The organism is Streptomyces luteoverticillatus (assembly GCF_003970715.1).
Taxonomy (GTDB): Bacteria; Actinomycetota; Actinomycetes; order Streptomycetales; family Streptomycetaceae; genus Streptomyces; species Streptomyces abikoensis.
This window is the reverse complement of record NZ_CP034587.1, coordinates 5,523,532-5,547,485: the sequence shown is the minus strand read 5'-3', so window position 1 is coordinate 5,547,485 and position 23,954 is coordinate 5,523,532. Positions and strand designations below refer to the sequence as shown.

Annotated in this window: 18 protein-coding genes; 6 read left to right on the top strand and 12 right to left on the bottom strand. The window is 71.6% G+C overall.

Annotation, left to right across the window (positions count from 1 at the left end):
- Nucleotides 1-96 precede the first annotated feature (96 nt).
- The 3 genes from EKH77_RS24770 to acnA form a co-directional block, all read right to left on the bottom strand.
- Nucleotides 97-438: a hypothetical protein gene (locus tag EKH77_RS24770; protein ID WP_240667510.1), complete on the bottom strand. Its 342-nt coding sequence runs from the start codon at nucleotides 436-438 to the stop codon at nucleotides 97-99.
- A gap of 122 nt (nucleotides 439-560) precedes the next feature.
- Nucleotides 561-851, bottom strand: a complete 291-nt coding sequence (locus EKH77_RS24765) for a hypothetical protein (RefSeq protein WP_126916510.1) — start codon at nucleotides 849-851, stop codon at nucleotides 561-563.
- Nucleotides 852-1,065: 214 nt separating this feature from the next.
- The gene (gene acnA / locus EKH77_RS24760; RefSeq protein WP_126916509.1) at nucleotides 1,066-3,780 is read right to left on the bottom strand and encodes an aconitate hydratase AcnA; all 2,715 of its coding nucleotides are present in this window, start codon (nucleotides 3,778-3,780) and stop codon (nucleotides 1,066-1,068) included.
- 339 nt (nucleotides 3,781-4,119) lie between these two features.
- Between acnA and EKH77_RS24755 the strand changes: the two genes are divergently transcribed.
- From EKH77_RS24755 to EKH77_RS24740, 4 genes are all read left to right on the top strand, one after another.
- Entirely contained in the window at nucleotides 4,120-4,722 is a 603-nt protein-coding gene (locus EKH77_RS24755) for a hypothetical protein (RefSeq protein ID WP_126916508.1), read from the top strand.
- 131 nt (nucleotides 4,723-4,853) lie between these two features.
- Nucleotides 4,854-5,411 carry a Uma2 family endonuclease gene (locus EKH77_RS24750; protein WP_126916507.1) on the top strand — a complete coding sequence of 186 codons (558 nt, stop codon included), beginning with the start codon at nucleotides 4,854-4,856 and terminating at the stop codon, nucleotides 5,409-5,411.
- A gap of 99 nt (nucleotides 5,412-5,510) precedes the next feature.
- Nucleotides 5,511-7,040 carry a helix-turn-helix domain-containing protein gene (locus tag EKH77_RS24745; protein ID WP_126916506.1) on the top strand — a complete coding sequence of 510 codons (1,530 nt, stop codon included), beginning with the start codon at nucleotides 5,511-5,513 and terminating at the stop codon, nucleotides 7,038-7,040.
- Between the two features lie 180 nt (nucleotides 7,041-7,220).
- The gene (locus tag EKH77_RS24740) at nucleotides 7,221-8,447 is read left to right on the top strand and encodes an FAD-dependent oxidoreductase (protein ID WP_126916505.1); all 1,227 of its coding nucleotides are present in this window, start codon (nucleotides 7,221-7,223) and stop codon (nucleotides 8,445-8,447) included.
- A gap of 87 nt (nucleotides 8,448-8,534) precedes the next feature.
- Here the strand turns inward: EKH77_RS24740 and EKH77_RS24735 are convergent, their stop codons facing one another.
- The 3 genes from EKH77_RS24735 to EKH77_RS24725 form a co-directional block, all read right to left on the bottom strand.
- Nucleotides 8,535-9,158: a TetR/AcrR family transcriptional regulator gene (locus EKH77_RS24735; RefSeq protein WP_126916504.1), complete on the bottom strand. Its 624-nt coding sequence runs from the start codon at nucleotides 9,156-9,158 to the stop codon at nucleotides 8,535-8,537.
- Nucleotides 9,159-9,339: 181 nt separating this feature from the next.
- On the bottom strand, nucleotides 9,340-9,738 hold the full coding sequence (locus tag EKH77_RS24730) for a RidA family protein (RefSeq protein WP_126916503.1): 399 nt from the start codon (nucleotides 9,736-9,738) through the stop codon (nucleotides 9,340-9,342).
- The gene (locus EKH77_RS24725) at nucleotides 9,735-10,922 is read right to left on the bottom strand and encodes an acyl-CoA dehydrogenase family protein (RefSeq protein WP_126916502.1); all 1,188 of its coding nucleotides are present in this window, start codon (nucleotides 10,920-10,922) and stop codon (nucleotides 9,735-9,737) included. Before EKH77_RS24725 ends, EKH77_RS24730 begins: the two co-directional genes overlap by 4 nt.
- Before the next feature lie 149 nt (nucleotides 10,923-11,071).
- Between EKH77_RS24725 and EKH77_RS24720 the strand changes: the two genes are divergently transcribed.
- Together EKH77_RS24720 and EKH77_RS24715 are read left to right on the top strand one after the other, a co-directional pair.
- Nucleotides 11,072-12,787: an AMP-binding protein gene (locus EKH77_RS24720; RefSeq protein WP_126916501.1), complete on the top strand. Its 1,716-nt coding sequence runs from the start codon at nucleotides 11,072-11,074 to the stop codon at nucleotides 12,785-12,787.
- On the top strand, nucleotides 12,780-13,616 hold the full coding sequence (locus EKH77_RS24715) for a PaaX family transcriptional regulator (RefSeq protein ID WP_126916500.1): 837 nt from the start codon (nucleotides 12,780-12,782) through the stop codon (nucleotides 13,614-13,616). The genes EKH77_RS24720 and EKH77_RS24715 overlap by 8 nt, the downstream gene beginning before the upstream one ends.
- Before the next feature lie 116 nt (nucleotides 13,617-13,732).
- Here EKH77_RS24715 and EKH77_RS24710 read toward each other — a convergent pair whose 3' ends face one another.
- From EKH77_RS24710 to EKH77_RS24685, 6 genes are all read right to left on the bottom strand, one after another.
- A complete protein-coding gene (locus EKH77_RS24710; RefSeq protein ID WP_240667509.1) occupies nucleotides 13,733-16,015 on the bottom strand; it encodes a bifunctional salicylyl-CoA 5-hydroxylase/oxidoreductase in 2,283 nt (760 codons plus the stop codon).
- A complete protein-coding gene (locus tag EKH77_RS24705) occupies nucleotides 16,000-16,827 on the bottom strand; it encodes an enoyl-CoA hydratase family protein (RefSeq protein WP_126916499.1) in 828 nt (275 codons plus the stop codon). Before EKH77_RS24705 ends, EKH77_RS24710 begins: the two co-directional genes overlap by 16 nt.
- A 171-nt stretch (nucleotides 16,828-16,998) precedes the next feature.
- Nucleotides 16,999-18,000 (bottom strand): ornithine carbamoyltransferase, encoded by a 1,002-nt coding sequence (gene argF, locus EKH77_RS24700; RefSeq protein ID WP_126916498.1) that lies wholly within the window; start codon nucleotides 17,998-18,000, stop codon nucleotides 16,999-17,001.
- 130 nt (nucleotides 18,001-18,130) lie between these two features.
- Nucleotides 18,131-19,363, bottom strand: coding sequence for an arginine deiminase (locus tag EKH77_RS24695; protein WP_126916497.1), 1,233 nt, complete (start codon nucleotides 19,361-19,363; stop codon nucleotides 18,131-18,133).
- Nucleotides 19,364-19,638: 275 nt separating this feature from the next.
- Nucleotides 19,639-22,356: a polynucleotide kinase-phosphatase gene (locus tag EKH77_RS24690; RefSeq protein ID WP_126916496.1), complete on the bottom strand. Its 2,718-nt coding sequence runs from the start codon at nucleotides 22,354-22,356 to the stop codon at nucleotides 19,639-19,641.
- A complete protein-coding gene (locus EKH77_RS24685; protein ID WP_126916495.1) occupies nucleotides 22,353-23,921 on the bottom strand; it encodes a 3' terminal RNA ribose 2'-O-methyltransferase Hen1 in 1,569 nt (522 codons plus the stop codon). Before EKH77_RS24685 ends, EKH77_RS24690 begins: the two co-directional genes overlap by 4 nt.
- Nucleotides 23,922-23,954 lie beyond the last annotated feature (33 nt).

Genomic DNA, 23,954 nt, shown 5'->3' with positions numbered 1-23,954 from the left:
GGGTGGCGGGCGGCGGGGAAGGGCCGGGACCGGGCAAGCGGGTCCCGGCCCTTCCCCGGACGCTTGGGGCGGGTCCGTCAGGCGATCAGAGGCCGATCAGTGGCTGGCCACGGCCGCCGGGGTGCAGACCACGCTGGCGGTCGGGTTCTCGGAGCCCAGGCCGAGGGAGCCGAGCAGGCCGGGGGTGCCCTGCCGGTCGATGGACTGACAGGCGGACAGCATGGTGGTGCCGTGGTCGTGGGGAACGGGGGCGAAGACGCCGCCGCCCGTGGCGGCCGCGGAGCTGGAGCTGCCGGAGGCGGCGCCGGCGCCGGGGTCACCCGGGCCGACGAGGTTGAGCGGGGTGGCGATGACGCCCATGACGGTCCGCTCGGGCAGTACCTCGCCCGTGATCCCGTCGAGTTCCTCGAAGCTGATGGCGCTGATGGCGTTGTCCATTCCGTTCCCCTTCTGTGGTGTCCACTCCCGGCACGCCGAACGGCGCCCGGGCATGCCACCCCCGCCGGATCGGCCGGGGGCGGAGTCATTGGGGGGTTCCCTGGTGCTCGCGGTACTCGCGGTCAGCGGCTGTGAACGGCCGCCGGGATACAGGTCATGGTGTAGCCGGGCGTACTGGGCGCCAGGCCCAGGGCGGCGAGGAGGCCGAGGCTGCCGGGGTTCTCCTTGTACTGGCAGGCGTAGGCCACGGTCGTGCCGTGCTCGGTTCTCACGAGGGCCGGATAGACGGGATGGTGGTCGGCGCCCGCGCCGGCGGTGGCGCCGGTGGGCAGCAGGCTCGACAGGGCGATCCGCGCGGGCAGCTCCTCGCCGTACAGCCGGCCGAGCTCCCCGAAGGTCACGGCGGATCCCATTGGCTCATCCCTCCCTCTGGGACGACACCGTCGCGTCCATCCCGGCGGGGAGCCTAACCCGCATATGAATGCACAACACTTCATCAATCCCCCTATCACCCGGTCGTGTTGTGAAATGCCTCGGGAGGGTGAAGAGCGGGAACATCCGCCCGGACAAGCGGAAGGGCCGCACCCCGTGAACGGGGTGCGGCCCTCAACCGCGTATCCGGACCGCTCAGTTGCGGATCAGGTTGCGCAGCACGTACTGCATGATGCCGCCGTTGCGGTAGTAGTCGGCCTCACCGGGGGTGTCGATGCGGACGACCGCGTCGAACTCGACACCGGTGTCGGTGGTGACCTTGACCGTGCGCGGCGTGCGGCCCTCGTTGAGCTCGGTGACGCCCGCGAAGGAGAAGGTCTCCTCGCCGGTCAGGCCGAGGGCCTCGGCCGAGGCGCCCTCGGGGAACTGGAGCGGGAGGACGCCCATGCCGATGAGGTTCGAGCGGTGGATGCGCTCGTAGGACTCGGCGATGACGGCCTTGACGCCGAGGAGCGCGGTGCCCTTGGCGGCCCAGTCGCGGGACGAGCCGGAGCCGTACTCCTTGCCGGCCAGGACGACCAGCGGGATGCCCTGCTCGATGTAGTTGCGCGAGGCGTCGTAGATGAACGACACCGGAGCGTCCGCCTGGGTGAAGTCGCGGGTGAAGCCGCCCTCGGTGCCCGGCGCGATCTGGTTGCGCAGGCGGATGTTGGCGAACGTACCGCGGATCATGACCTCGTGGTTGCCTCGGCGGGAGCCGTAGGAGTTGAAGTCACGACGCTCGACACCGTGCTCGGTGAGGTACTTGCCCGCCGGGGTGTCGGCCTTGATGGCACCGGCCGGGGAGATGTGGTCGGTGGTGACCGAGTCGCCCAGCTTGGCCAGGACGCGGGCGCCCGTGATGTCGGAGACCGGGGCCGGCTCCATCCCCATGCCCTCGAAGTAAGGGGGCTTGCGGACGTAGGTGGACTCGGCGTCCCACTCGAAGGTGTTGCCGGTCGGGATCGGCAGGGCCTGCCACTGGGCGTCACCCGCGAAGACGTCCTGGTAGGACTTGTTGAACATGTCCTCGCCGATGGCGTTGGCCACGACCTCGTTGACCTCGGCCTCGGTCGGCCAGATGTCCTTGAGGTAGACCGGGTTGCCGTCGGTGTCGATGCCGAGGGCGTCCTTGGTGATGTCCACCTTCATGGAGCCCGCGAGGGCGTAGGCGACGACCAGCGGCGGGGACGCCAGGTAGTTCATCTTGACGTCGGGGTTGATCCGGCCCTCGAAGTTGCGGTTGCCGGAGAGCACCGAGGTGACGGCCAGGTCGTGCTCGTTGACGGCCTTGGAGACCTCCTCCGGCAGCGGGCCGGAGTTGCCGATGCAGGTGGTGCAGCCGTAGCCGACGAGGTTGAAGCCGACCTTGTCGAGGTAGGGGGTCAGGCCCGCCTTGTCGAAGTAGTCGGTGACGACCTTGGAGCCCGGGGCGAGGGTGGTCTTGACCCACGGCTTGCGGGTCAGGCCCTTCTCGACCGCCTTCTTGGCCACGAGCGCGGCGGCGACCATGACGTAGGGGTTCGAGGTGTTGGTGCAGGAGGTGATCGCGGCGACGGTGACGGCGCCGTGGTCGATCGTGTAGGTGCTGCCGTCGGGGGCGGTGACGGTGACCGGGTTCGACGGGACGCCGTTGGCGGCGGCCGGGGAGTCGGAGGCCGGGAAGGACTCCTCGCCCGCCTCGTCGGCGGTGGAGACGTAGTTGAGGACGTCACGCTCGAACTGGGCGGCGGCGTCGGCCAGGACGATGCGGTCCTGCGGGCGCTTCGGGCCGGCGATGGAGGGGACGACCGTGGAGAGGTCGAGCTCCAGCTTCTCGGAGAAGTCGGGCTCGGCGGCCGGGTCCAGCCACAGGCCCTGCTCCTTGGCGTACGCCTCGACGAGCGCGACCTGCTGCTCGGAGCGGCCGGTGAGCTTGAGGTAGTTCAGGGTCTCGCCGTCGATCGGGAAGATCGCGGCGGTGGAGCCGAACTCCGGCGACATGTTGCCGATGGTGGCGCGGTTGGCGAGGCTCGTCGCGGCCACGCCCTCGCCGTAGAACTCGACGAACTTGCCGACGACGCCGTGCTTGCGCAGCATCTCGGTGATCGTGAGGACGAGGTCGGTGGCGGTGGTGCCGGCCGGGAGCTCACCGGTCAGCTTGAAGCCGACGACGCGCGGGATGAGCATGGAGACCGGCTGGCCGAGCATCGCGGCCTCGGCCTCGATGCCGCCGACGCCCCAGCCGAGCACGCCGAGGCCGTTGACCATGGTGGTGTGCGAGTCGGTGCCGACGAGGGTGTCCGGGTAAGCCTGGCCGTTGCGGACCATGACCGTGCGGGCCAGGTGCTCGATGTTCACCTGGTGGACGATGCCGGTGCCCGGGGGGACGACCTTGAAGTCGTCGAAGGCGGTCTGGCCCCAGCGCAGGAACTGGTAGCGCTCCTTGTTGCGGCCGTACTCCAGCTCGACGTTCTGGCCGAAGGCGTCCTTCGTGCCGAACTTGTCGGCGATGACGGAGTGGTCGATGACCAGCTCGGCCGGGGAGAGCGGGTTGACCTTCGCCGGGTCGCCGCCGAGCTCCTTGACGGCCTCACGCATGGTGGCGAGGTCGACGACACAGGGCACACCGGTGAAGTCCTGCATGATCACGCGGGCCGGCGTGAACTGGATCTCCTGGCTGGGCTGGGCCTGGGAGTCCCAGTCGCCCAGGGCGCGGATGTGGTCGGCGGTGATGTTCGCGCCGTCCTCGGTGCGGAGGAGGTTCTCCAGCAGCACCTTCAGGCTGTAGGGAAGGCGCGCGGAGCCCTCGACCTTGTCCAGCCGGAAGATCTCGTACGACTCGTCGCCCACGCGCAGCGTGCTGCGGGCGTCGAAGCTGTTCGCCGACACGACAGTCTCCTTCATGCATGAATTCGCGTACTGCGGCAATCCTGCCGCCCCGATGGCGCGCGCGTACGCTAAGGTGTGCCTAACTTAGGTATGCCTTACTGGCGCGACAGCGGTACGCCTCTCGGCAGATATCTCGATGTCGAGATAACTCTAATACATCGCCGCCGATCGGTCATGCCCGGATAGGCCGAGCGGGCCCGCGCCCGGTGAACGACGGAGGTTCCGCCGCGCGGCGGAGGCGGGCCACGCGATCTCGCCCCGGGGAGCGACGGCCGGGAACGGCCCGGCGACCAGGATCGGACACGTCCCGATCCGCCCCCTCCAGACCTGGAGAATCACGTGTCCATACGGGCCCCGCGCACGCTCACCCTCCTCGCCCTCGCGGCCGCGCTGACCGCCACGGCCGCCGCCCCCGCCGTGGCGGCGAGCCCCTCCGGGGATGAGCCGCGGATCACGAGCACCTCCAGCCTCACGGGGACGGGCCGCATGGACTACCCCGTGCCCGGCAACGACATCCGCGTCACCGTCGACGCCCGCTCCTCCTACGGCCCCGGCCACTTCCCCGTACGTTCCGAGGGCACCTTCCGTATCTCGCACCGCACGGACGCCATGAACGGGGAGCCCGCGTCCGACCACTGGGGCGAGTTCGCCGTCGGCTGCCTGACCACCGGCGGCCCGGTGGCGACCGTGACCGGCAGGCTCGTCCGCACCGACCACGGCGGCCCCTGGGAGAAGGCGGGCTACCTGAAGCGGCACGTGCGCATGGGCGTGAGCTTCTACGTCGCCGACGTCGCCAACGGGAACGGCGGCCCGAGCCGGATCGGACTGTCGGGAGGAGCGGAGAAGGGGGAGCTCCCCCTGAAGAAGTGCATGGCCCCGGCCCCCGACGCGACGGTCGTGGCGGGCGGCTACACCCTCAAGGACAGGATGCCGACGCGCTAGGGCGCGTCCTCCGCAGGGGGTGGTTCACCAGTTCGGGTGAGCGTTGGGCCGAACGGGCGGGTCGCCGGAGTGGATTGCCGTAGACAGTGGACAGTCGTCATGCTGCCGTCACGATGCCCTCGGGAGGACCGATGAGTGCCCAGCCCCACACCTACGCAGCCGACGACCCCGAAAAGGCGCTGAAGTATGCGATCCAGCACATCGAGGGGGATCGAGTGCAGATCGTGGAGGGGGTCATCCAACCAGCCATGCCCACCTGGGACCACGAGAACGTAGCCGACGAGATTCGCGAGCAGCTCGGCCCTGTGCTGCGGAAGCTCGAATGCAGAGCCGGCTCGGGCGACCTCGACCTGCCGGGCAGCCCTAACTGGTACGTCCCCGACCTGGCTGTAGTGCCACGCAAGTTGGCGAAGGGCGGAGGCGCCCTCGTGCCCGATCAAACGCTCCTCGTCGTGGAAATCACCTCCGATTCGAACGGCGACACGGACAGGGTCGCGAAACGCCGCCGCTACGCCGAATACGGTGCCCCCCTCTACCTCCTGGTCGACCGCCAGGAGCGCACTTGCATGCTCTTCAGCAAGCCTGGAGGTGAACTCGGCTACACGCGAGCAGAAGGCCCTACCCCGTTCGGGGCCCCTGTTCACCTCCCCGCCCCCTTCGACCTGGAGCTCGACACGTCGGACTTCTGATTTCCACACTCCTGTCCGATTGTTCGGATAGGAGCAGAACGCGTGGAGAGGCCATGGCGCATGCGGAAGGAATCTCATATCTGAGATACCGTCTGACTCATGACAGACGCCTACCTCGGCCGTATCGGCAAGCTCATCCGCGACGCCCGGCAGCACCGCGGCTGGACTCAGTCGCAGCTGGCGGACGCGCTCGGGACCAGCCAGAGCGCGGTCAACCGCATTGAGCGGGGAAATCAGAACATCAGTCTTGATATGATCGCCCGCATCGGTGAGGCCCTCGACAGCGAGATCGTCTCCCTGGGATACGCCGGGCCGATGCATCTGCGCGTCGTCGGCGGACGCCGGCTCTCCGGTTCGATCGACGTCAAGACGAGCAAGAACGCCTGCGTGGCCCTGCTGTGCGCCACGCTGCTCAACGCCGGGCGCACCACCCTGCGGCGCGTGGCGCGGATCGAGGAGGTCTACCGGATCCTCGAGGTGCTCGCCAGCATCGGCGTGCGACACCGGTGGATCAACGACGGGAACGACCTCGAGATCGTGCCGCCCGCCGAGCTCGACCTGGGCGCGATGGACACCGAGGCCGCCCGCCGCACCCGTAGCGTCATCATGTTCCTGGGCCCGCTGCTCCACCGCATGGACCACTTCAAGATCCCTTACGCCGGCGGCTGCGACCTCGGCACCCGTACCGTCCAGCCGCACATGACGGCGCTTCGGCACTTCGGCCTGGAGGTCACGGCCACCGACGGCACGTACCACGCCCAGGTGGATCGTTCCGTCTCCCCCACGCGCGCCATCGTGCTGACCGAGCGCGGGGACACCGTCACCGAGAACGCCCTGCTGGCCGCCGCCCGTCACGACGGCGTGACCGTCATCCGCAACGCCAGCTCCAACTACATGGTCCAGGACCTCTGCTTCTTCCTGGAGGAACTGGGCGTGCGGGTCGAGGGCGTGGGCACCACCACGCTCACCGTGCACGGCGTGGCCACCATCGACCGCGACGTCGACTACGCGCCCTCCGAGGACCCGGTCGAGGCCATGAGCCTGCTCGCCGCCGCCGTGGTGACGGAGTCGGAGCTGACGATCCGCCGGGTGCCGGTGGAGTTCATGGAGATCGAGCTCGCCGTCCTGGAGGAGATGGGCCTCGACCACGAGCGCAGCCCCGAGTACCGCGCCGACAACGGCCGTACGCGGCTGCTCGACCTGACCGTGCGCCCCTCCAAGCTGCGCGCGCCGATCGACAAGATCCACCCGATGCCGTTCCCGGGCCTGAACATCGACAACGTGCCGTTCTTCGCGGCCATCGCCGCGTTCGCCCAGGGCCAGACCCTCATTCACGACTGGGTCTACGACAACCGCGCCATCTACCTCACCGACCTCAACCGACTCGGTGCGGACGTCAAGCTCCTCGACCCGCACCGCGTCCTGGTCGAGGGCCCCACCCGCTGGCGCTCGGCCGAGATGATGTGCCCGCCGGCGCTGCGCCCCGCCGTGGTCGTGCTGCTGGCGATGATGGCCGCCGAGGGCACCTCGGTGCTGCGCAACGTCTATGTCATCAACCGCGGTTACGAGGATCTGGCCGAGCGCCTCAACTCCATCGGCGCCCAGATCGAGACGTTCCGGGACATCTAGCCCGCACAAGCCCCCGCCCCCACCCAAGCCACGAGCCCGGCGCGCCCGTTCACACGGACGCGCCGGGCTCTCGCGTTTCCGTCTGTCGTAGACTCCGGACTGACCGAGCGGTCAGACAGCTGACCGCGTGGTCAGCCAGGCGTCCACCGTGACGTCCACCGTGAGGGGAGCGGAAAAGACATGGAACGCACGACGTGCTGTGTGGTGGGTGGCGGGCCCGCGGGCATGATGCTCGGACTGCTGCTCGCCAGGGCCGGCGTCGAGGTGACCGTGCTGGAGAAGCACAAGGACTTCCTGCGGGACTTCCGCGGCGACACGGTCCACCCGTCGACACTGCGCCTGCTCGACGAACTCGGCCTGGGCGAACGGTTCGCACGGCTCCCGTCCCGCAAACTGGATCTGGTCCGGATGCACATCGGCGACACGGTCGTGACCCTGAGCGACCTGCGGCGCATCCCGGGCCCGCACAAGCACATCGCGATGGTCCCGCAGTGGGACTTCCTCGACCTCCTCGCGAGCGCGGCCGCCGAGGAGCCGTCCTTCACCCTGCGGACGCGCACGGCCGTCACGGGTCTCCTCACCGAGGGCGGCCGGGTCACCGGCGTGCGCTACGAGGACGCGGACGGCGTCACCGGGGAGATCACGGCGGATCTCACAGTCGCCTGCGACGGCCGTGACTCGCTGGTCCGCGAGCTGGCGGGGCTGCGGCCCGACTACTTCGACGTCCCCATGGACGTCTGGCAGATCAAGGTGCCCGCGCAGTCCGACGACGCCGCCAAGGAAGGCGCGATCTTCATGCGCGCCAAGGACGGGCAGTTCGCCGCGACGACGGACCGGGGCGAGTACTACCAGACGTCCTACCTCATCAAGAAGGGCACCGACCGGGAGCTGCGGGCCAACGGGATCGAGTGGTTCCGCGCCCGGCTCGGCGACCTGTTCGGCTGGGACGAGGAGGTCACGGACACGATCCGCTCGTGGGACGACGTGAAGCTGCTCGACGTGACCATGGGCAGACTGCGACGCTGGTACCGGCCGGGACTGCTCTGCATCGGGGACTCGGCGCACATCATGTCGCCGACGGGCGGCGTCGGCGTCAACCTCGCGGTGCAGGACGCCGTGGCGGCGGGGCGGATCCTCGCGGAGCCCCTGCGGAACGGCTCGGTCTGCGTCCACGATCTGGAGCGGGTGCAGAAGCGGCGGCTTCTGCCGGTCGCCGTCATCCAGCGGTCGCAGATCGCCGAGCACGAGGCCATGCTGCGGCCCATCCTCGACGGCACGCTCGGCCCCGACCGGCTGCCGGTGCCGGTCCGGCTGATGCGGCGCGTACCGGTGCTGCGGACGGTGTCCGGGTACCTGGGCGGCGTCGGGATACGTCCGGAGCGCGTGCCCGCCTTCGCCCGGCGATGACGGACGACACCGCGCCGACGGATGACGCCGGGCCGACGGATGACATCGCGCCGACGGAGACGCCGGCCTGCCGGGACCGTACGGGGGTCAGTCCTGGCGCCGGATCGCGCTGAGCGTGAACGTCTCCAGCTCGTCGGCCGCGGCGTCGAGGTCGTAGTCGGGGTGGACGAGCCAGTGGGAGATCACACCGTCGATCGCCCCGCCGATCGCGAGCGCCACGGTCACGGGGTCGAAGGCGCGCGTCTCGCCGGTGTCCTGGCAGCGCGCCAGGAGACCGGCCAGGTGGCCCAGGCGGTCGTGGCTGTCGTGGGAGCCCGGATTCTTGAGCCGGGTGCCTCCCTCGTCGTCGAGGAGCATCTCGGTGATGACGCGGACGTGGCGGCGGTTGGCCTGCTGGTACGAGATCATCGCGCGGACGTACGCGACGATCGCGGCGCACGGCTCGGTCTCGCGCTCCACCCGCTCCTGGACATAGGCCCTGAAGCCCTCCAGCACGTGCTCGAACGTGATCCGGGCGAGGTTGTCCTTCGACGAGAAGTGGTAGAGGACGGCGGCCTTCGAGATGCCGGCGGCCTCGGCGATCGCCGAGAGCGAGGTGGCCGGATAGCCCTTGGTGGAGATCAGGTCGATGGTGCACTCGACGATCTGCTGCCGCCGGGCCCGCTCGGTGAAGGTCAGGGCCTGGGGGTCGGCACTCCGTCGGGGGGCCATCGACACGCCGCCTTTGCTCTCACTCGGCTCTGCTGTTGCTCTGACTCGGGTTTCCACGAACAGTTTCGCGAACCGCTGCAAACGGTACACCGGGCGCCCCGGCCGGAGCGGCACGGCCGCCGGGCGCCCCCGCCCGTCAGAACGGCGGGCACGACTTCGCCAGGGCAGCACGGGCAGTTCGTCAGGGCAGCACGGCCAGCCCGTCCAGCTCCACCATCGCCTCCTCGTCCCAGAGCCGGACCACGCCGACGACGGCCATCGCCGGGTACTCGCGGCCCGCCAAGCGCCGCCAAATCCGCCCGAGTTCACGGGCGTGGGCCCGGTACGCGCCCACGTCCGTCGCGTAGACCGTCACCCGGGCCAGGTGCTCCGGCCCGCCCCCGGCGGCTCGGAGGGCGGCCAGGAGATTGGTCAGGGCCCGCTCGAACTGCTCGGGCAGGCCACCCGCCACGACCGTCCCGGCCGCGTCGAGCGCGGTCTGCCCGGCCAGGAGCACCAGCCGCCCGCCCGTGGCGGCGACGGCGTGGCTGTAGCCGCGCGCCGGCGCGAGCCCGGCGGGGTCGATCCGCTCCAGGCTCACCGGGAGGCCCCCGCGCCCGCCGCCCGGTACAGCTCCTTCGCGATGATCGTGCGCTGCACCTCGCTCGCCCCCTCGTAGATCCGGGGCGCGCGCACCTCCCGGTAGAGGTGCTCCAGGAGGTGGCCGTGGGCCAGGGCGCGGGCGCCGTGGATCTGGACGGCGGAGTCGACGACGTACTGGGCGGTCTCGGTGGCGAAGAGCTTGGCCATCGCCGAGCGGGCGGCCACGCCCGGCTCCCCCGCGTCATAGGCCGCGGCGGCCGCCTGGACGAGCAGGGCGGCCGCCTCGGTGCGGGTGGCCATCTCGGCGAGCAGGTGGGAGACGGCCTGGAGGTCCTTCAACGGGCCGCCGAACGCCCGGCGTTCGCCCGCGTGGGCCACCGAGGCGTCCAGGGCGGACCGGGCCATTCCGACAGCGAAGGCCCCGACGCTGGGCCGGAACAGGTCGAGGGTGGCCATGGCCAGATGGAAACCCCGGCCCACCTCGCCGACGACGTCGCCGGGGCCCACGGGCACGCCGTCGAAGGTGAGCGTGCCCACGGGGTGCGGGCCGAGCATCTCCAGCGGTTCCCCGCCGAGGCCAGGGCGGTCGGCGGGGACGAGGAAGGCGGTGACCCCGGCGGCCCGGGTCCCCGGACCCGTACGGGCGAAGACGGTGTAGACGTCGGCCTGCGGGGCGTTGGAGATCCAGCGCTTCTCGCCATGGAGCCGCCAGCCCGATGCCCCCGCCGTCCCGCCTGCCCTGGCCGCCCCTCCCGCTCCGGTCGGCTCCGCGCGGAGCTCCAGGGCGGCCGCGTCCGAGCCCGCGCCCGGCTCGCTCAGCGCGAACGCGGCCACGGCCCGGCCCGCGGCGACCTCCGGCAGCCAGCGCGCCCGCTGCGCCCGGGTGCCGTGGGCGACGACGGGGTGGGCGCCGAGGCCCTGCAGGGCGAGGGCCGTCTCGGCCTCCGTGCAGGCGTACGCCAGCGATTCGCGCAACAGGCAGAGGTCCTGGGCGCGTACGGGACCGGCCAGGGGTACCACGCGGGAGAGCAGGCCGAGTTCGCCGAGCGTCGCGAGGAGCGGCCTGTTGACCCTGCCGGGAGCGCCCCGGTCCGCGACGGGGCGCAAGCGACGGGCGGCGAGCGCGCGCAGCTCCGCGGAGCCCTTGCGCCGCTCCCCCTCCCCTGTGAACGGTGTGGCCATCCGACCCACCCTTCTCTCACGTGGTTTATCGCGCTCTATTGACTGCCGTCACCGCCTCGTTACGCTGACAGTGGATCCGCGTCGCTGGCAAGACCCCCGTTCACCTCCGATTTCTCCGGCGATTCCGCCGACGAGGGGGCGCATCCGCGATGGAGCTCATGCCATCGGCCCATATCGACACCTTCCCGCGCGACCACCTCCCGCCCGCCGCCCAGTGGCCGGAACTCCGCTTCGACCTCCCCGGCGCCCCGGACCTGCGCTACCCCGACCGCCTCAACTGCGCCGAGCGCCTGCTGGATGCCACGGTGGACCGGCTGGGCCCCGGGCGACCGGCCATCATCCGGGCCGGGGGCGAATCCGGGGCTGGGGACGGATCCAGGGCTGGGGACGGATCCGGGGATGGATCCGGAGATGGACCCGGGGCCGGGGTCGTCTGGTCGTACGGACTGCTCAAGGAGCACGTCGACCGGATCGCGCACGTCCTCACCGAGGACCTGGGCGTCGTGCCCGGCAACCGGGTGCTGCTGCGCGGCCCCACCACGCCCTGGCTGGCGGCCTGCTGGCTGGCCGTGCTCAAGGCGGGCGCGGTGGCGGTGACCGTCCTGGCCGCGCAGCGCCCGCACGAGCTGGCCACCGTCTGCCGCATCGCCCACGTCCGGCACGCCCTGTGCGACGCCCGGTCGGCCGGTGACCTCCATGCGGCGGACATACCGGACTTACGCGTCACGCTGTACGGCGGGAACGCACCCGACGACCTTCTGCGGCTCTCGGCAAATAAACCCGCATCCTACGGCGCTGTGGACACCTCCGCCGACGACGTCGCCCTCATCGCCTTCACCTCCGGGACCACCGGACACCCCAAGGGATGCGTCCACTTCCACCGCGACGTCCTCGCCATCGCCGACACCTTCTCGGCGTGCGTACTGCGCCCCCGTCCGGACGACGTCTTCGCCGGCAGCCCGCCGCTCGGCTTCACCTACGGCCTCGGCGGCCTGCTCGTCTTTCCGCTGCACGCCGGGGCGTCCACCGTGCTGACCGACTGGGGCGGCCCGGAGTGCCTGCTCGCCGACGTCCAACGGCACCGCGTATCCGTCCTGTTCACCGCGCCGACCGCCTACCGCGCGATGCTGGGCGCCCTCGGCCCGTACGACGTGTCGTCCCTCCGCCGGTGCGTCTCCGCGGGCGAGCACCTGCCCGCCGAGCTCTGGCACGCGTGGCGGCACGCGACGGGATTACGCCTGATCAACGGCATCGGCGCCACCGAAATGCTGCACGTCTTCATCTCCGCCGCCGACGACCGCATCCGCCCCGGCACGACCGGCCTCCCCGTCCCCGGCTACGAGGCGCGCGTCGTCGGCCCGGACGGCGCGCCCGTACCCGACGGGCGCCCCGGCCTGCTGGCCGTGCGCGGCCCCACCGGCTGCCGCTACCTCGCCGACGAACGGCAGCGCGTGTACGTGCGCGACGGCTGGAACCTCACCGGCGACACCTATGTCCGCGAGCCGGACGGCTACTTCCGCTTCGTGGCCCGCGCAGACGACATGATCATCTCGGCCGGTCACAACATCGCCGGCCCCGAGGTCGAAGAGGCCCTGCTGCGCCATCCCGACGTCCTGGAGGCGGCCGTCGTGGGCCGTCCGGACGAGCGGCGCGGGCAGATCGTCGTCGCCCACGTCGTCCTGCGGGAGGGAGTGCCGCCCACCGAGGAAACGGTCGCGGAGCTACGGGAGTTCACCAAAAAGGAGATCGTTCCGTACAAGTGCCCTCGCGAGATCGTGTTCCTCCCCGCCCTTCCCCGCACGCCCACGGGCAAATTACAGCGCTTTCGGCTGCGTTCCGGAGCTTTACAGTTTCCCCGTGACTGACCAGCAACCGCTTCACACCCCCCGCTCCCTCATCGTCACCTTCTACGGCGCGTACGGGCGCGGGAACGCCGGCGGCCCCGCCGGGCCGGTGCCGATCGCGGCCCTGATCCGGCTGCTGGGGGCGGTGGGCGTGGACTCGCCCTCGGTGCGGTCGGCCGTCTCCCGGCTCAAGAGACGCGGCCTGCTCGTGGCCGGCCGCACCCCCGGCGGCGCGGCGGGCTACGGACTGTCGGAGGGCGCCCGGCAGTTGCTGGACGACGGCGACCGCCGCATCTACGGCCGCCCCTCGGCCCGTACGGGCCATGGCTGGCTGCTGGCCGTCTTCTCCGTGCCCGAGCACGAACGCCACAAGCGCCACCTGCTGCGCTCCCGGCTCTCCCGGCTCGGCTTCGGCACGGCGGCCCCCGGCGTGTGGATCGCCCCCGCCCATGTGCACGAGGAGACCCGGCACACCCTGGAGCGGCTCGGACTGGCCTCCTACGTCGACCTGTTCCGGGGCAGCCACCTGGGCTTCGAGCCGACCGCCGAGTCGGTCGCCCGCTGGTGGGACCTCGACGCGCTGGCCGCCCAGCACCGCGCGTTCCTGGACGCCCACGAACCGGTCCTCCGCCGCTGGTCCCGCCGCAAGCCGGTGCCGCCGGAGGCGGCCTACCGCGACTACCTCCTCGCCCTGGACCGCTGGCGCCGCCTCCCATACGCGGACCCGGGCCTCCCGGCGGGCCTGCTCCCCCCGGACTGGCCCGGCAGCCGCGCCGCCCGCGTCTTCGCGGCCCTGCACGCGCGCCTGAGGGACGCGGGGGAACGCTTCGTTGCGCCGGCGCTGGCGTAACGGATCCGGCCCTTCTGAGCAACCTACCCAGCCCGTCCGGCGTTTGAGGACACGGGGGTCCGGGGGCGGAGCCCCTGGAAGAAACGGTGAAAGGGCGGGACCGGGGCATCCCTCCCCTACACCCGCCGCCCCGTGGGCGGCCTCCGACTCCCCGCCCGGTAGGGCAAGGGCCACGGCGCACCGGGCCCCGCGTACCCCTGCTCGGCGGCGGCATGGAGCGTCCAGTGCGGATCGTACAAATGCGGCCGCCCCACCGCGCAAAGATCCGCCCGCCCAGCCAGGATCAGCGAATTGACGTCGTCCCAGGACGCGATCGCCCCGACGGCGATCACCGGCACCCCCACCTCATTGCGGATGCGATCCGCGAACGGCGTCTGGTACGAGCGCCCGAACGCGGGCCGCTCGTCCGGCACGACCTGCCCGGTCGAGACGTCGATCGCGTCCGCGCCGTGCTCGGCGAAGGCCCGGGCGATGGCGACGGCGTCGTCCGCGGTCGTACCGCCCTCGGCCCAGTCCGTCGCCGAGATCCGGACGGTCATCGGCCGCTCGGCCGGCCACACCTCCCGCACGGCATCGAAAACCTCCAACGGAAAGGCCAGCCGACCGGTAAGACCGCTGCCGTAAGCGTCGGAGCGCTGATTGGTGAGCGGCGAGAGGAAGCCGGACAGCAGATAGCCGTGCGCACAGTGCAGCTCCAGCAGATCGAACCCGGCACGCGCCGCCGCCTCAGCCGCCCGCACGAACTCATCCCGTAAAGTGGCGAGTTCGGAAACGGTCAAGGCGTGCGGCGTCTGATTGACGCCAGGGCGGTACGGAAGGGCCGAGGCAGCGACGAGGGGCCAGTTCCCCTCGGGAAGGGGCTGGTCGATGCCCTCCCACATCAGCCGCGTCGACCCCTTCCGCCCGGAGTGGCCGAGCTGGAGCCCGATGGCCGTGCCGGGGGCCCGCTCGTGGACGAAACCGACGACACGCCCCCACGCCCGCTCGTGCTCCGGCGCGTACATCCCCGTGCACCCCGGTGTGATGCGCCCCTGCGCGCTGACGCAGACCATCTCGGTCATCACCAGCCCCGCCCCGCCGAGGGCACGGGCACCGAGGTGGACGAGGTGGAAGTCGCCCGGCGTGCCGTCCGTGGCGGAGTACATGTCCATCGGGGAGACGACGACGCGGTTGCGCAGCGTCAGCCCGCGCAGCCGGAAGGGCGTGAACATCGGCGGGGTACCGGCCGGAACACCCGCCTCCTCCTCGACGGCGGCGACGAAGCCGGGGTCGCGCAGCCGGAGGTTGTCGTGGGTGACGCGGCGGCTGCGGGTGAGGAGGTCGAAGGTGAACCGGCGGGGCGGCCCGCCGACGCGGACGGCGAGGTCCTCCATCCACTCCAGGCTGGCGCGGGCCGCCCGCTGCAGGGACTCGACGACGGGGCGGCGCTCCGCCTCGTACGCCGCCAGCGCCTCGGCGACGCTCGTGGCGCCGTCCAGATGCGCGGCGAGGGAGACGGCGTCCTCAAGGGCGAGCTTGGTGCCGGAGCCGATGGAGAAGTGGGCGGTGTGGGCGGCGTCCCCCAGCAGGACCGTACGACCGTGGGACCAGCGCTCGTTGACGACCGTGCGGAAGACGTTCCAGGTGGAGCGGTTGGAGCGCAGGGCGTGGCCCTTCAGCGGCCCGGGGAACCAGCCGGCGCAGGCGTCGAGCGACGTCTGTTCGTCGCGGCCGTCCAGCCCGGTGCGGCGCCACACCTCCTCCCGCATCTCGACGATGACGGTGCTGGCGTCCGGAGCGAAGGGGTAGGCGTGGAGCTGCATGACGCCGTACGGGGTCTCGGCGATCTCGAAGCGGAAGGCGTCGAGGGCGTAGTCGGTGGCGAGCCAGATGTAGCGGCAGCGATGGCTGGTGATGGTGGGGCGGAAGTGATCGCGGTGGGTGTCACGGGTACGGCTGCCCGCGCCGTCGGCGGCGATGACGAGGTCGTACGAGCGGGCCAGTTCGTCGGCGGGCGGCGCCTGCGCGCGGAAGCGGAGGGCGACGCCGAGGTCGTGGCAGCGCTGGTGGAGGAGGGCGAGGAGGCGGTGGCGGCCGAGGGCGGCGAAGCCGTGGCCACCACAGGTGACGGTGCGGCCCCGGTGGACGACGTCGATGTCCCCCCAGCTGACGAATTCGCGGCGTAGGGCGGCGTGGAAGACGGGGTCGGCGGTCTCGATGCCGTCGAGGGTCTCGTCGGAGAGGACGACGCCGAAGCCGAAGGTGTCGTCGGGGGCGTTGCGTTCCCAGAGGGTGATGTCGCGTTCGGGTGCCTGGCGTTTGAGCAGGGCGGCCGCGTAGAGGCCGGCGGGGCCGCCGCCGACGACCGCGACGCGGGCCACCGCTGAGGCGGCCACCGGGGCGGTCACCGGCCCCGCCACGCGGGAGGCCGCTTCTCGGTGAAGGCGGCGTGGAATTCGGCGTAGTCGGCGCTGTGCATCAGGAGGGCCTGGGTGGCGGCGTCGAGTTCGAGGGAGGCGGCGAGGGGCATGTCGAGTTCGGCGTTGAGCAGGGCCTTGGTCTGGGCGTGGGCGAGGGCGGGCCCGTCGGCGAGCCGGCGGGCGAGGTCCTGGGCGGCGGCGGGCGCGCCACCGGGTTCCGTCAATTGGCTGATGAGACCGATGCGTTCGGCCTCGGCGGCGTGGACGGGGTCGCCGAGCATCAGCAGCCGGGTGGCGTGGCCGAGGCCGACGACGCGGGGCAGGAGGTAGGCGGCGCCCATGTCGCCGCCGGAGAGGCCGACCCTGGTGAAGAGAAAGACGAAGCGCGCTGTCGGGTCGGCGACGCGGAAGTCGGCGGCCAGCGCGAGGACCGCGCCGGCGCCGGCCGCGACCCCGTGCACGGCGGCGATCACGGGGAAGGGGCAGTCGCGCAGGGCCCGGACGACTTGGCCGGTCATGCGGTTGAAGTCGAGGAGACGGGCGGTGTCCATGGCGAGGGTCGCGCCGATGATGTCGTCGACGTCGCCGCCGGAGCAGAAGCCGCGCCCCTCGCCGCCGAGGACCAGGGCGCGTATGGATCCGTCGCGGGCCAGTTCCGGGAGGAGGTCGCGCAGGTCGGCGTAGGCGCCGAAGGTGAGGGCGTTGAGCCGGTCGGGACGGTCGAGGGTGACGGTGGCGACACCTGAGTCGAGGGTCAGGCGCAGGTGCCGCCATTCGTCGGTGCGGGACGCGGAGCCGGTGAACGGACTCATGGAGCGCGGCCTCCTTCAGCCGGACGGCTGGTGCCTGCCCGGTGAAGCTATCACCGTTGTGTGACTGTCGTCACGAGTGCGCGATAGGGCTCGGGGCGACTTCGGGCCCTGTCGCGCACTCGTCGGCGAGGCGTCGTCGCGAGGCGGATCGAGATGCGGCGAGGCGCCGGCTCAGCGGCCCAGGGTCGCCACCATCAGGGCCTTGATGGTGTGCATGCGGTTCTCGGCCTCGTCGAAGACGACCGAGTGGGCGGACTCGAAGACCTCATCGGTCACCTCCAGGGAGGTCAGGCCGTGGCGCTCGTGGATCTCACGGCCGATGGAGGTGCCGAGGTCGTGGAAGGCGGGCAGGCAGTGGAGGAACTTCACGGCGGCGTTGCCGGTCGCGCGCAGGACGTCCATGGTGACGGCGTACGGCGCGAGGAGGGCGATACGGGCGTCCCAGACCTCCTTGGGCTCGCCCATCGACACCCAGACATCGGTGGCGACGAAGTCCGCGCCGCGCACCCCCTCGGCCACGTCGTCCGTGAGCGTGACCCGGGCGCCGCTGGCGGCTGCCAGCCGCCCGGCCTCGTCGATGACCTCCTGCGCGGGCCACAGCTCCTTGGGCGCCACGATGCGGACGTCCATGCCGAGGAGGGCGCCGGTGACGAGGTAGGAGTTGCCCATGTTGTAGCGGGCGTCGCCGAGGTAGGCGTAGGCGACGCGCTCCAGCGGCTTGGCGGTGTGCTCGGTCATGGTGAGCACGTCGGCCAGCATCTGGGTGGGGTGCCACTCGTCGGTGAGGCCGTTGTAGACGGGCACGCCGGCGTGCGCGGCGAGCTCCTCGACGACGCCCTGGCCGTGGCCCCGGTACTGGATCGCGTCAAACATCCTGCCGAGGACCCGCGCGGTGTCCGGGACGGACTCCTTGTGGCCGATCTGGGAACCCACGGGGTCGAGGTAGGTGGTGTGGGCACCCTGATCGGCGGCGGCGACCTCGAAGGCGCAGCGGGTCCGGGTGGAGGTCTTCTCGAAGACGAGCGCGATGTTGCGGCCCTGGAGACGACGCTCCTCGGCGCCCGTACGCTTGGCGGCCTTGAGCTCCGCAGCCAGTTCGATCAGGCTGTGGAACTCCTCGGCGGTGAGGTCCGTCTCCTTGAGGAGGTGGCGGCCCTTGAGGTCTGTCGCCATGGCGTGGGCTCCTACGTCGTCAGCGGCTGTAGCGGCGCCGTCGGTGGTCAAAAACGGAAGTGTATACAGCCTGCCACATTTTTATGCGCCAGCCTAGAGGGCTGCGTCCCGGTTGCCCCAGCTCAGGAGGCTATGCCCCCGGCACCGGGTCCCTCTCCACCGGGCAGCTCATACAGCGCGGCCCGCCCCGGCCCCGCCCCAGCTCGCTGCCCGGGATGGTGATGACCTCGATCCCATGCTTGCGCAGATAGGTGTTGGTCGTCGCGTTGCGCTCGTAGGCGACCACGACGCCCGGCTCTATCGCCAGCACGTTGCAGCCGTCGTCCCACTGCTCGCGCTCGGCCGCGTGGACGTCCTGCCGCGCGGTCAGCACTCTGATCGAGTCGAGCCCCAGGGCGGCGGCGATCGCGCGGTGCATATGCTCCGGCGGGTGGTCGGTGACCTTGAGATCGCTCTCGCCGACACCGGGCTCGATCGTGTACGAGCGGAGCATGCCCAGGCCCGCGTACTGGGTGAAGGTGTCGCCGTCCACCATGGTCATCACGGTGTCGAGGTGCATGAACGCCCGCCGCTTGGGCATGTCCAGCGCCACGATCGTCCGGGCCGACCCGGCCGCGAACAGGCCCCGGGCCAGCATCTCCACGGCCTGCGGGGTGGTCCGCTCGCTCATCCCTATGAGGACCGCGCCCTCGCCGATGACCAGCACATCGCCGCCCTCGATGGTGGAGGGGTAGGCCGCCTGCCCGTCGCACCAGACGTGGAAGCCGCCCGGGGCGAAGAGCGGGTGGTGGCGGTAGACCGCCTCGTAGTGCACGGTCTCGTGCCAACGGGCGGGCCAGCGCATGGCGTTGATGCTCACCCCGTCGTAGATCCAGGCCGAGGTGTCGCGGGTGAAGAGGTGGTTGGGCAGCGGATTGAGAAGGAAGTCGTCCAGGTCCATGACGTGGAAGCGGACGGAGACGGGCTCGCTGTGCCGCTCCAGGAACTCGCGCTTGGTCATTCCGCCCACGAGCCACGAGGTCAGCTCGGCGACCGGCATCCCGTCGAAGGCGGCCCGCAGATGGTCGGTGGCGAGGGGGCCGTACTCCTTCTCGTAGAAGACCCGGTCCAGCACCAGCGCCCGGGCCGCCGGCGACCGCAGGCTCTCCTCCAGCAGGTCCTGGAAGAGATGCACCTCCACACCGCGCTCCCGGAGGACGTCCGCGAAGCCGTCGTGCTCGGCGCGGGCGCGGCGGACCCAGAGCACGTCGTCGAAGAGAAGAGCGTTCTTGTTGGAGGGCGTGAGCCGCTTCAGCTCCAGGTCGGGGCGGTGCAGGATGACGCGGCGCAGCCGCCCGGCCTCGGAATCGACATGGAATCCCATCCCCCCATCCTGACCCCAACCCGCCACGTTCACTCGGCGACCGGGGCACGGAGTGCCGCAGGGGCGGGCGGGCCCGCGCCCCGTAAGGGGCGCGGGGCGGTGTCGATATGCGGCTACCGCCGCGCGGGCGCGACGAACCGCAGTCGGCCCGCAGGGGCGGGCGGGCCTGTGCCGCGTAAGGGGCGCGGGGCAGTGTCAATGTGCGGCTACCGCCGCGCGGGCGCGACCAGCCCCCACCGGCCCGCAGGTGACCGCACCGCGCCTCCAGCGGAGCGTCAGAGCCGGGGATCCACCGGCTCGGACTCCAGTGCGAGGACGGCGAAGACCGCCTCGTGGACCCGCCACAGCGGCTCCCCACCCGCCAGCCGGTCCAGCGCCTCCAGCCCCAGCGCGTACTCCCGCAGCGCGAGCGAGCGCTTGTGACCGAGGTGGCGTATGCGCAGCCGGGCCAGATTCTCCGGGCGGGTGTACTCGGGCCCATAGATGATCCGCAGATACTCGCGGCCCCGGCACTTGATGCCCGGCTGGACGAGCTTTCCGTCCTCGCCGCGTACATACGCCTGGAGCGGCTTGACGACCATGCCCTCGCCACCGGCGGCGGTGAGGTCGAGCCACCAGCGGGTGCCCCCGGCGACGGACGACTCGTCCCCGGTGTCGACGACGATGCGGCGCGTGGGGGCGAGCAGCACGCCGGAGCCGCCGACGCCCGCGTCCTCCGCCACGAGCCGGTCGATCATCGCGAGCTGCTCGTCGTGCGGGACGGTGGCCAGACTGCGCCCCTCGGCGGCCAGGATCTGGAACGGCGCCAGCCGGATCCCGTCCAGGACGTCCCCGTCGGTGCCGTCGGCCGAGCCGGCGGCTGGGCCGACGGGCCAGCAGTAGCGGCGGTACGCCTCCGTGAAGGCCTCGGCGTCCTCGGCCCGCTCGCGCTGGCGGCCGAGCAGCTCGGCGACGTCCAGGCCCCGGGCGGCGGCGGACTCCAGAGCCGCGAGCGCGCCCGGGAAGACCGCGCCGGAGGCCGCGCCCACGGCCGCGTACTGGTTGCGCAGCAGTCCCTGAGCCTTGAGGGACCAAGGCATCAGCTCGGCGTCCAGCAGCAGCCAGTCGGTGGTCAGCTCCTCCCACAGCCCGGCACCCGCCACGCAGCGGCCCAGCCGCTCCAGGAGGCGGGTGGCCACCTCGGTGTCGTCGAAGAACGGCCGACCGGTGCGGGTGTACACCGCGCCGGGCACGCCGTCGGGCACCCCGAAGCGCTCGCGCGCCACCTCCGCGTCACGGCAGACCAGGACCACGGCACGGGAGCCCATGTGCTTCTCCTCGCACACCACCTGGCGCACGCCGTCCGCGCGGTAGGCGGCGAAGGCCTCCGCAGGGTGCTCCAGGTAGCCCTCCTCCTTGGAGGTGGCGCAGGGGGCCATGGTCGGCGGCAGGTAGACCAGCCGACGGGGCTCGACGGCGAAGCGGCTCATGACCTCCAGGGCCGCCGCCGCGTTCTCCTCCTTGACCGCCACCCGGCCCAGGTGCCGGGTCTCCACGACGCGGCGGCCGGTGACATCGGCGAGGTCCAGCGGGCGGCCGTCGGCGCCGCCGGGCGCCTCGCTCACCAGCGGCCGCAGCGGCTCGTACCAGACGCGCTCGGCCGGGACGTCCACGAGCTCGCGCTCGGGCCAGCGCAGCGCGGTCAGCTTGCCGCCGAAGACGGCACCGGTGTCCAGGCAGATGGTGTTGTTGAGCCAGGTGGCCGTGGGGGTCGGTGTATGGCCGTAGACCACGGCGGCCCGGCCCCGGTAGTCCTCCGCCCAGGGGTAGCGCACGGGCAGGCCGAACTCGTCTGTCTCGCCCGTCGTGTCGCCGTACAGCGCGTGCGAGCGGACCCGGCCGGAGGTGCGGCCGTGGTACTTCTCGGGCAGCCCCGCGTGGCAGACGACCAGCGCGCCGCCGTCGAGGATGTAGTGGCTGACGAGCCCGCCGATGAACTCCCGCACGCGCTCCCGGAACTCCGGGTCCTGCTCGGCCTCCCGCTCGAGCTGCTCGATCGTCTCGGCGAGGCCGTGCGCGACCTTGACCTGACGACCACCGAGGAAGCGGCCGAGCTTGTTCTCGTGGTTGCCGGGGACGCACAGGGCGTGCCCGGCGGCGACCATGCCCATCACCAGGCGCAGCACACCCGGGCTGTCGGGGCCCCGGTCGACGAGGTCGCCGACGAAAACGGCAGTGCGCCCCTCGGGGTGCGCGGCGTCCACGGGGCGGCCGGCGCCGTCTCGCACGAGGTCGTAGCCGAGCCGGGTCAGCAGGCTCTCCAGCTCGGAACGGCAGCCGTGGATGTCACCGACGATGTCGAACGGGCCGGTGAGGTGGCGCAGGTCGTTGAAGCGGCGTTCGCGCACGACCTCGGCGGAGTCCGTCCGGGCCGTGCCCCGCAGGACGTGCACCTTGCGGAAGCCCTCGCGCTCCAGGTGGCGCAGGGAACGCCGCAGCTCTCGCTGATGGCGCTGAATGACGCGCCGGGGCAGGGCGGCCCGGTCGGGCCGGGCGGCGTTGCGCGCGGCGCAGACGTCCTCAAGGATGTCGAGGACGATCGCGACGGGCAGCACATCGTGCTCCCTGGCGAGGGCGACGAGCTCCTTGCGGGGCTCGGACTGGACGTTGGTGGCGTCGACGACGGTCAGCCGGCCGGCCGCGAGGCGCTTGCCGACGATGTAGTGCAGAACCTCGAAGGCGTCCTTGCTGGCGCTCTGGTCGTTCTCGTCGTCGCTGACCAGCCCCCGGCAGAAGTCGCTGGAGATCACCTCGGTCGGCTTGAAGTGCCGTGCGGCGAAGGTGGACTTACCGGATCCGGTGGCCCCGACGAGGACCACGAGCGACAGGTCGGGAACGTCCACGGTCACACGCTGCTCAGCCGTGCGTTCTCCTGTGGCGCGTTCTTCTGCCGTGCGCCCCTCTGTGGTGCTTTCCGCCGCGGTACGGCTCTCCGTTGTGCGGTCCTCGGTCATGCGGTCCTCGCCTCCTTCGCGCTCTCGTCGGTGCCGCGCTGCTTGTCACTCACACCATTGACGTCGTTCACGTCATTCACGTCGTTCACATCGCTGTGCGTCTTCTTGCCGGCGTCCTCGCCCGCGTCGTCGCGCCTGTGGAAGACGGCCATCTGCGTCGGCGGCCCCACCTCCGGGTCGTCAGGGCCCACGGGCAGGAACTCCACCGTGTACCCATGGCGCCGGGCCACCCGCTCGGCCCAGGCCCGGAACTCCTTCCGGGTCCACTCGAAGCGGTGGTCCGCGTGGCGCACGTGCCCGGCCGGCAGGGTCTCCCAGCGCACGTTGTACTCCACATTGGGCGTCGTCACGACGACCGTCGCCGGGCGGGCCGCGCCGAACACCGCGTACTCCAGAGCGGGCAGCCTCGGCAGGTCCAGGTGCTCGACGACCTCGCTGAGCACGGCGGCGTCGTAGCCCGCGAGCCTGCGGTCGGTGTAGGCGAGGGAGCCCTGGAGCAGCGCCACACGGGCTGCCTGCCGCTCCGGCATCCGGTCCAGCCGCAGCCGTCGCGAGGCCTCCTTCAGCGCGCGTATCGACACATCGACGCCCACGATCTCGGTGAAGCGGGCGTCCTTCAGGAGCTCCCCCACCAGCTGTCCCTGGCCGCAGCCGAGGTCGAGCACCCGCGACGCCCCGGACCGGCGCAGAGCGTCGAGGATCGCCGCACGTCGCTGCACCGCCAGTGGCACGGGCCGCTCCTCGGTGTCCGCCGTCTCGTCGACCGCGTTGTCCAGCTCGTCGGCCTCGGTGTCGTCGGCCTCGGCCAGCCGGGCGAGCGCCAGGCGGTCGAGGGCGTCCCTGGTGAGGCCCCAACGTCGGGAGAGGTAGCGGCTGGTAATCAGTCGCTGCTCGGGGTGGTTTTCCAGCCACCCCTCGCCGAAGCGCAGCAGCTTCTCCACCTCGTCGGGCGCGACCCAGTAGTGCTTGGCGTCGTCCAGCACCGGCAGCAGCACATACAGCTGCCGCAGCGCCTCGACCAGCCTCAGCTCCCCTTCCAGCACCAGCGCCACATAGCGCGAGTCCCCCCACTCGGGGAACCGCTCGTCCAGTGCCACCGGACGGGCGGTCACCGTCCAGCCCAGCGGCGCGAAGAGCCGCTCCACTAGCGCGGCACCTCCTCGGGCCGGCAGCGCCGGAATCTCGACGCGCAACGGACGGGCTCGCTCGGGCAGTTCGGGCCGGGCCGCACACTGTCCCTTGATGGCGCTGGAGAACACGCTGCCGATCGCCACGGCCAGCAGTGAGGATGCCGCGTAAGGACGATCGTTGACGTACTGCGCCAGCGCCGAGTCGGGGGCGCCGCCCCGGCCCCGTCCCTTGGCGCGCCGGACGAGCGCCACCGGGTCGACCTCGAGCAGCAGCGCCGCGGTGCAGCGCTCCACGCCGGCCTCGGGGTAGAGGACGTGCGCGGTGCCATGGGAGGTGGAGAACCGCTGCGCCTTGTCGGGGTGCTTGTGCAGCAGGAATCCGAGGTCGGTCGCGGGGCTCTGGGCATCACCGGAAGTACTGATCGTCAGGAACACGCAGTCGATTATCCGGGCCCATCTGGCCGGATT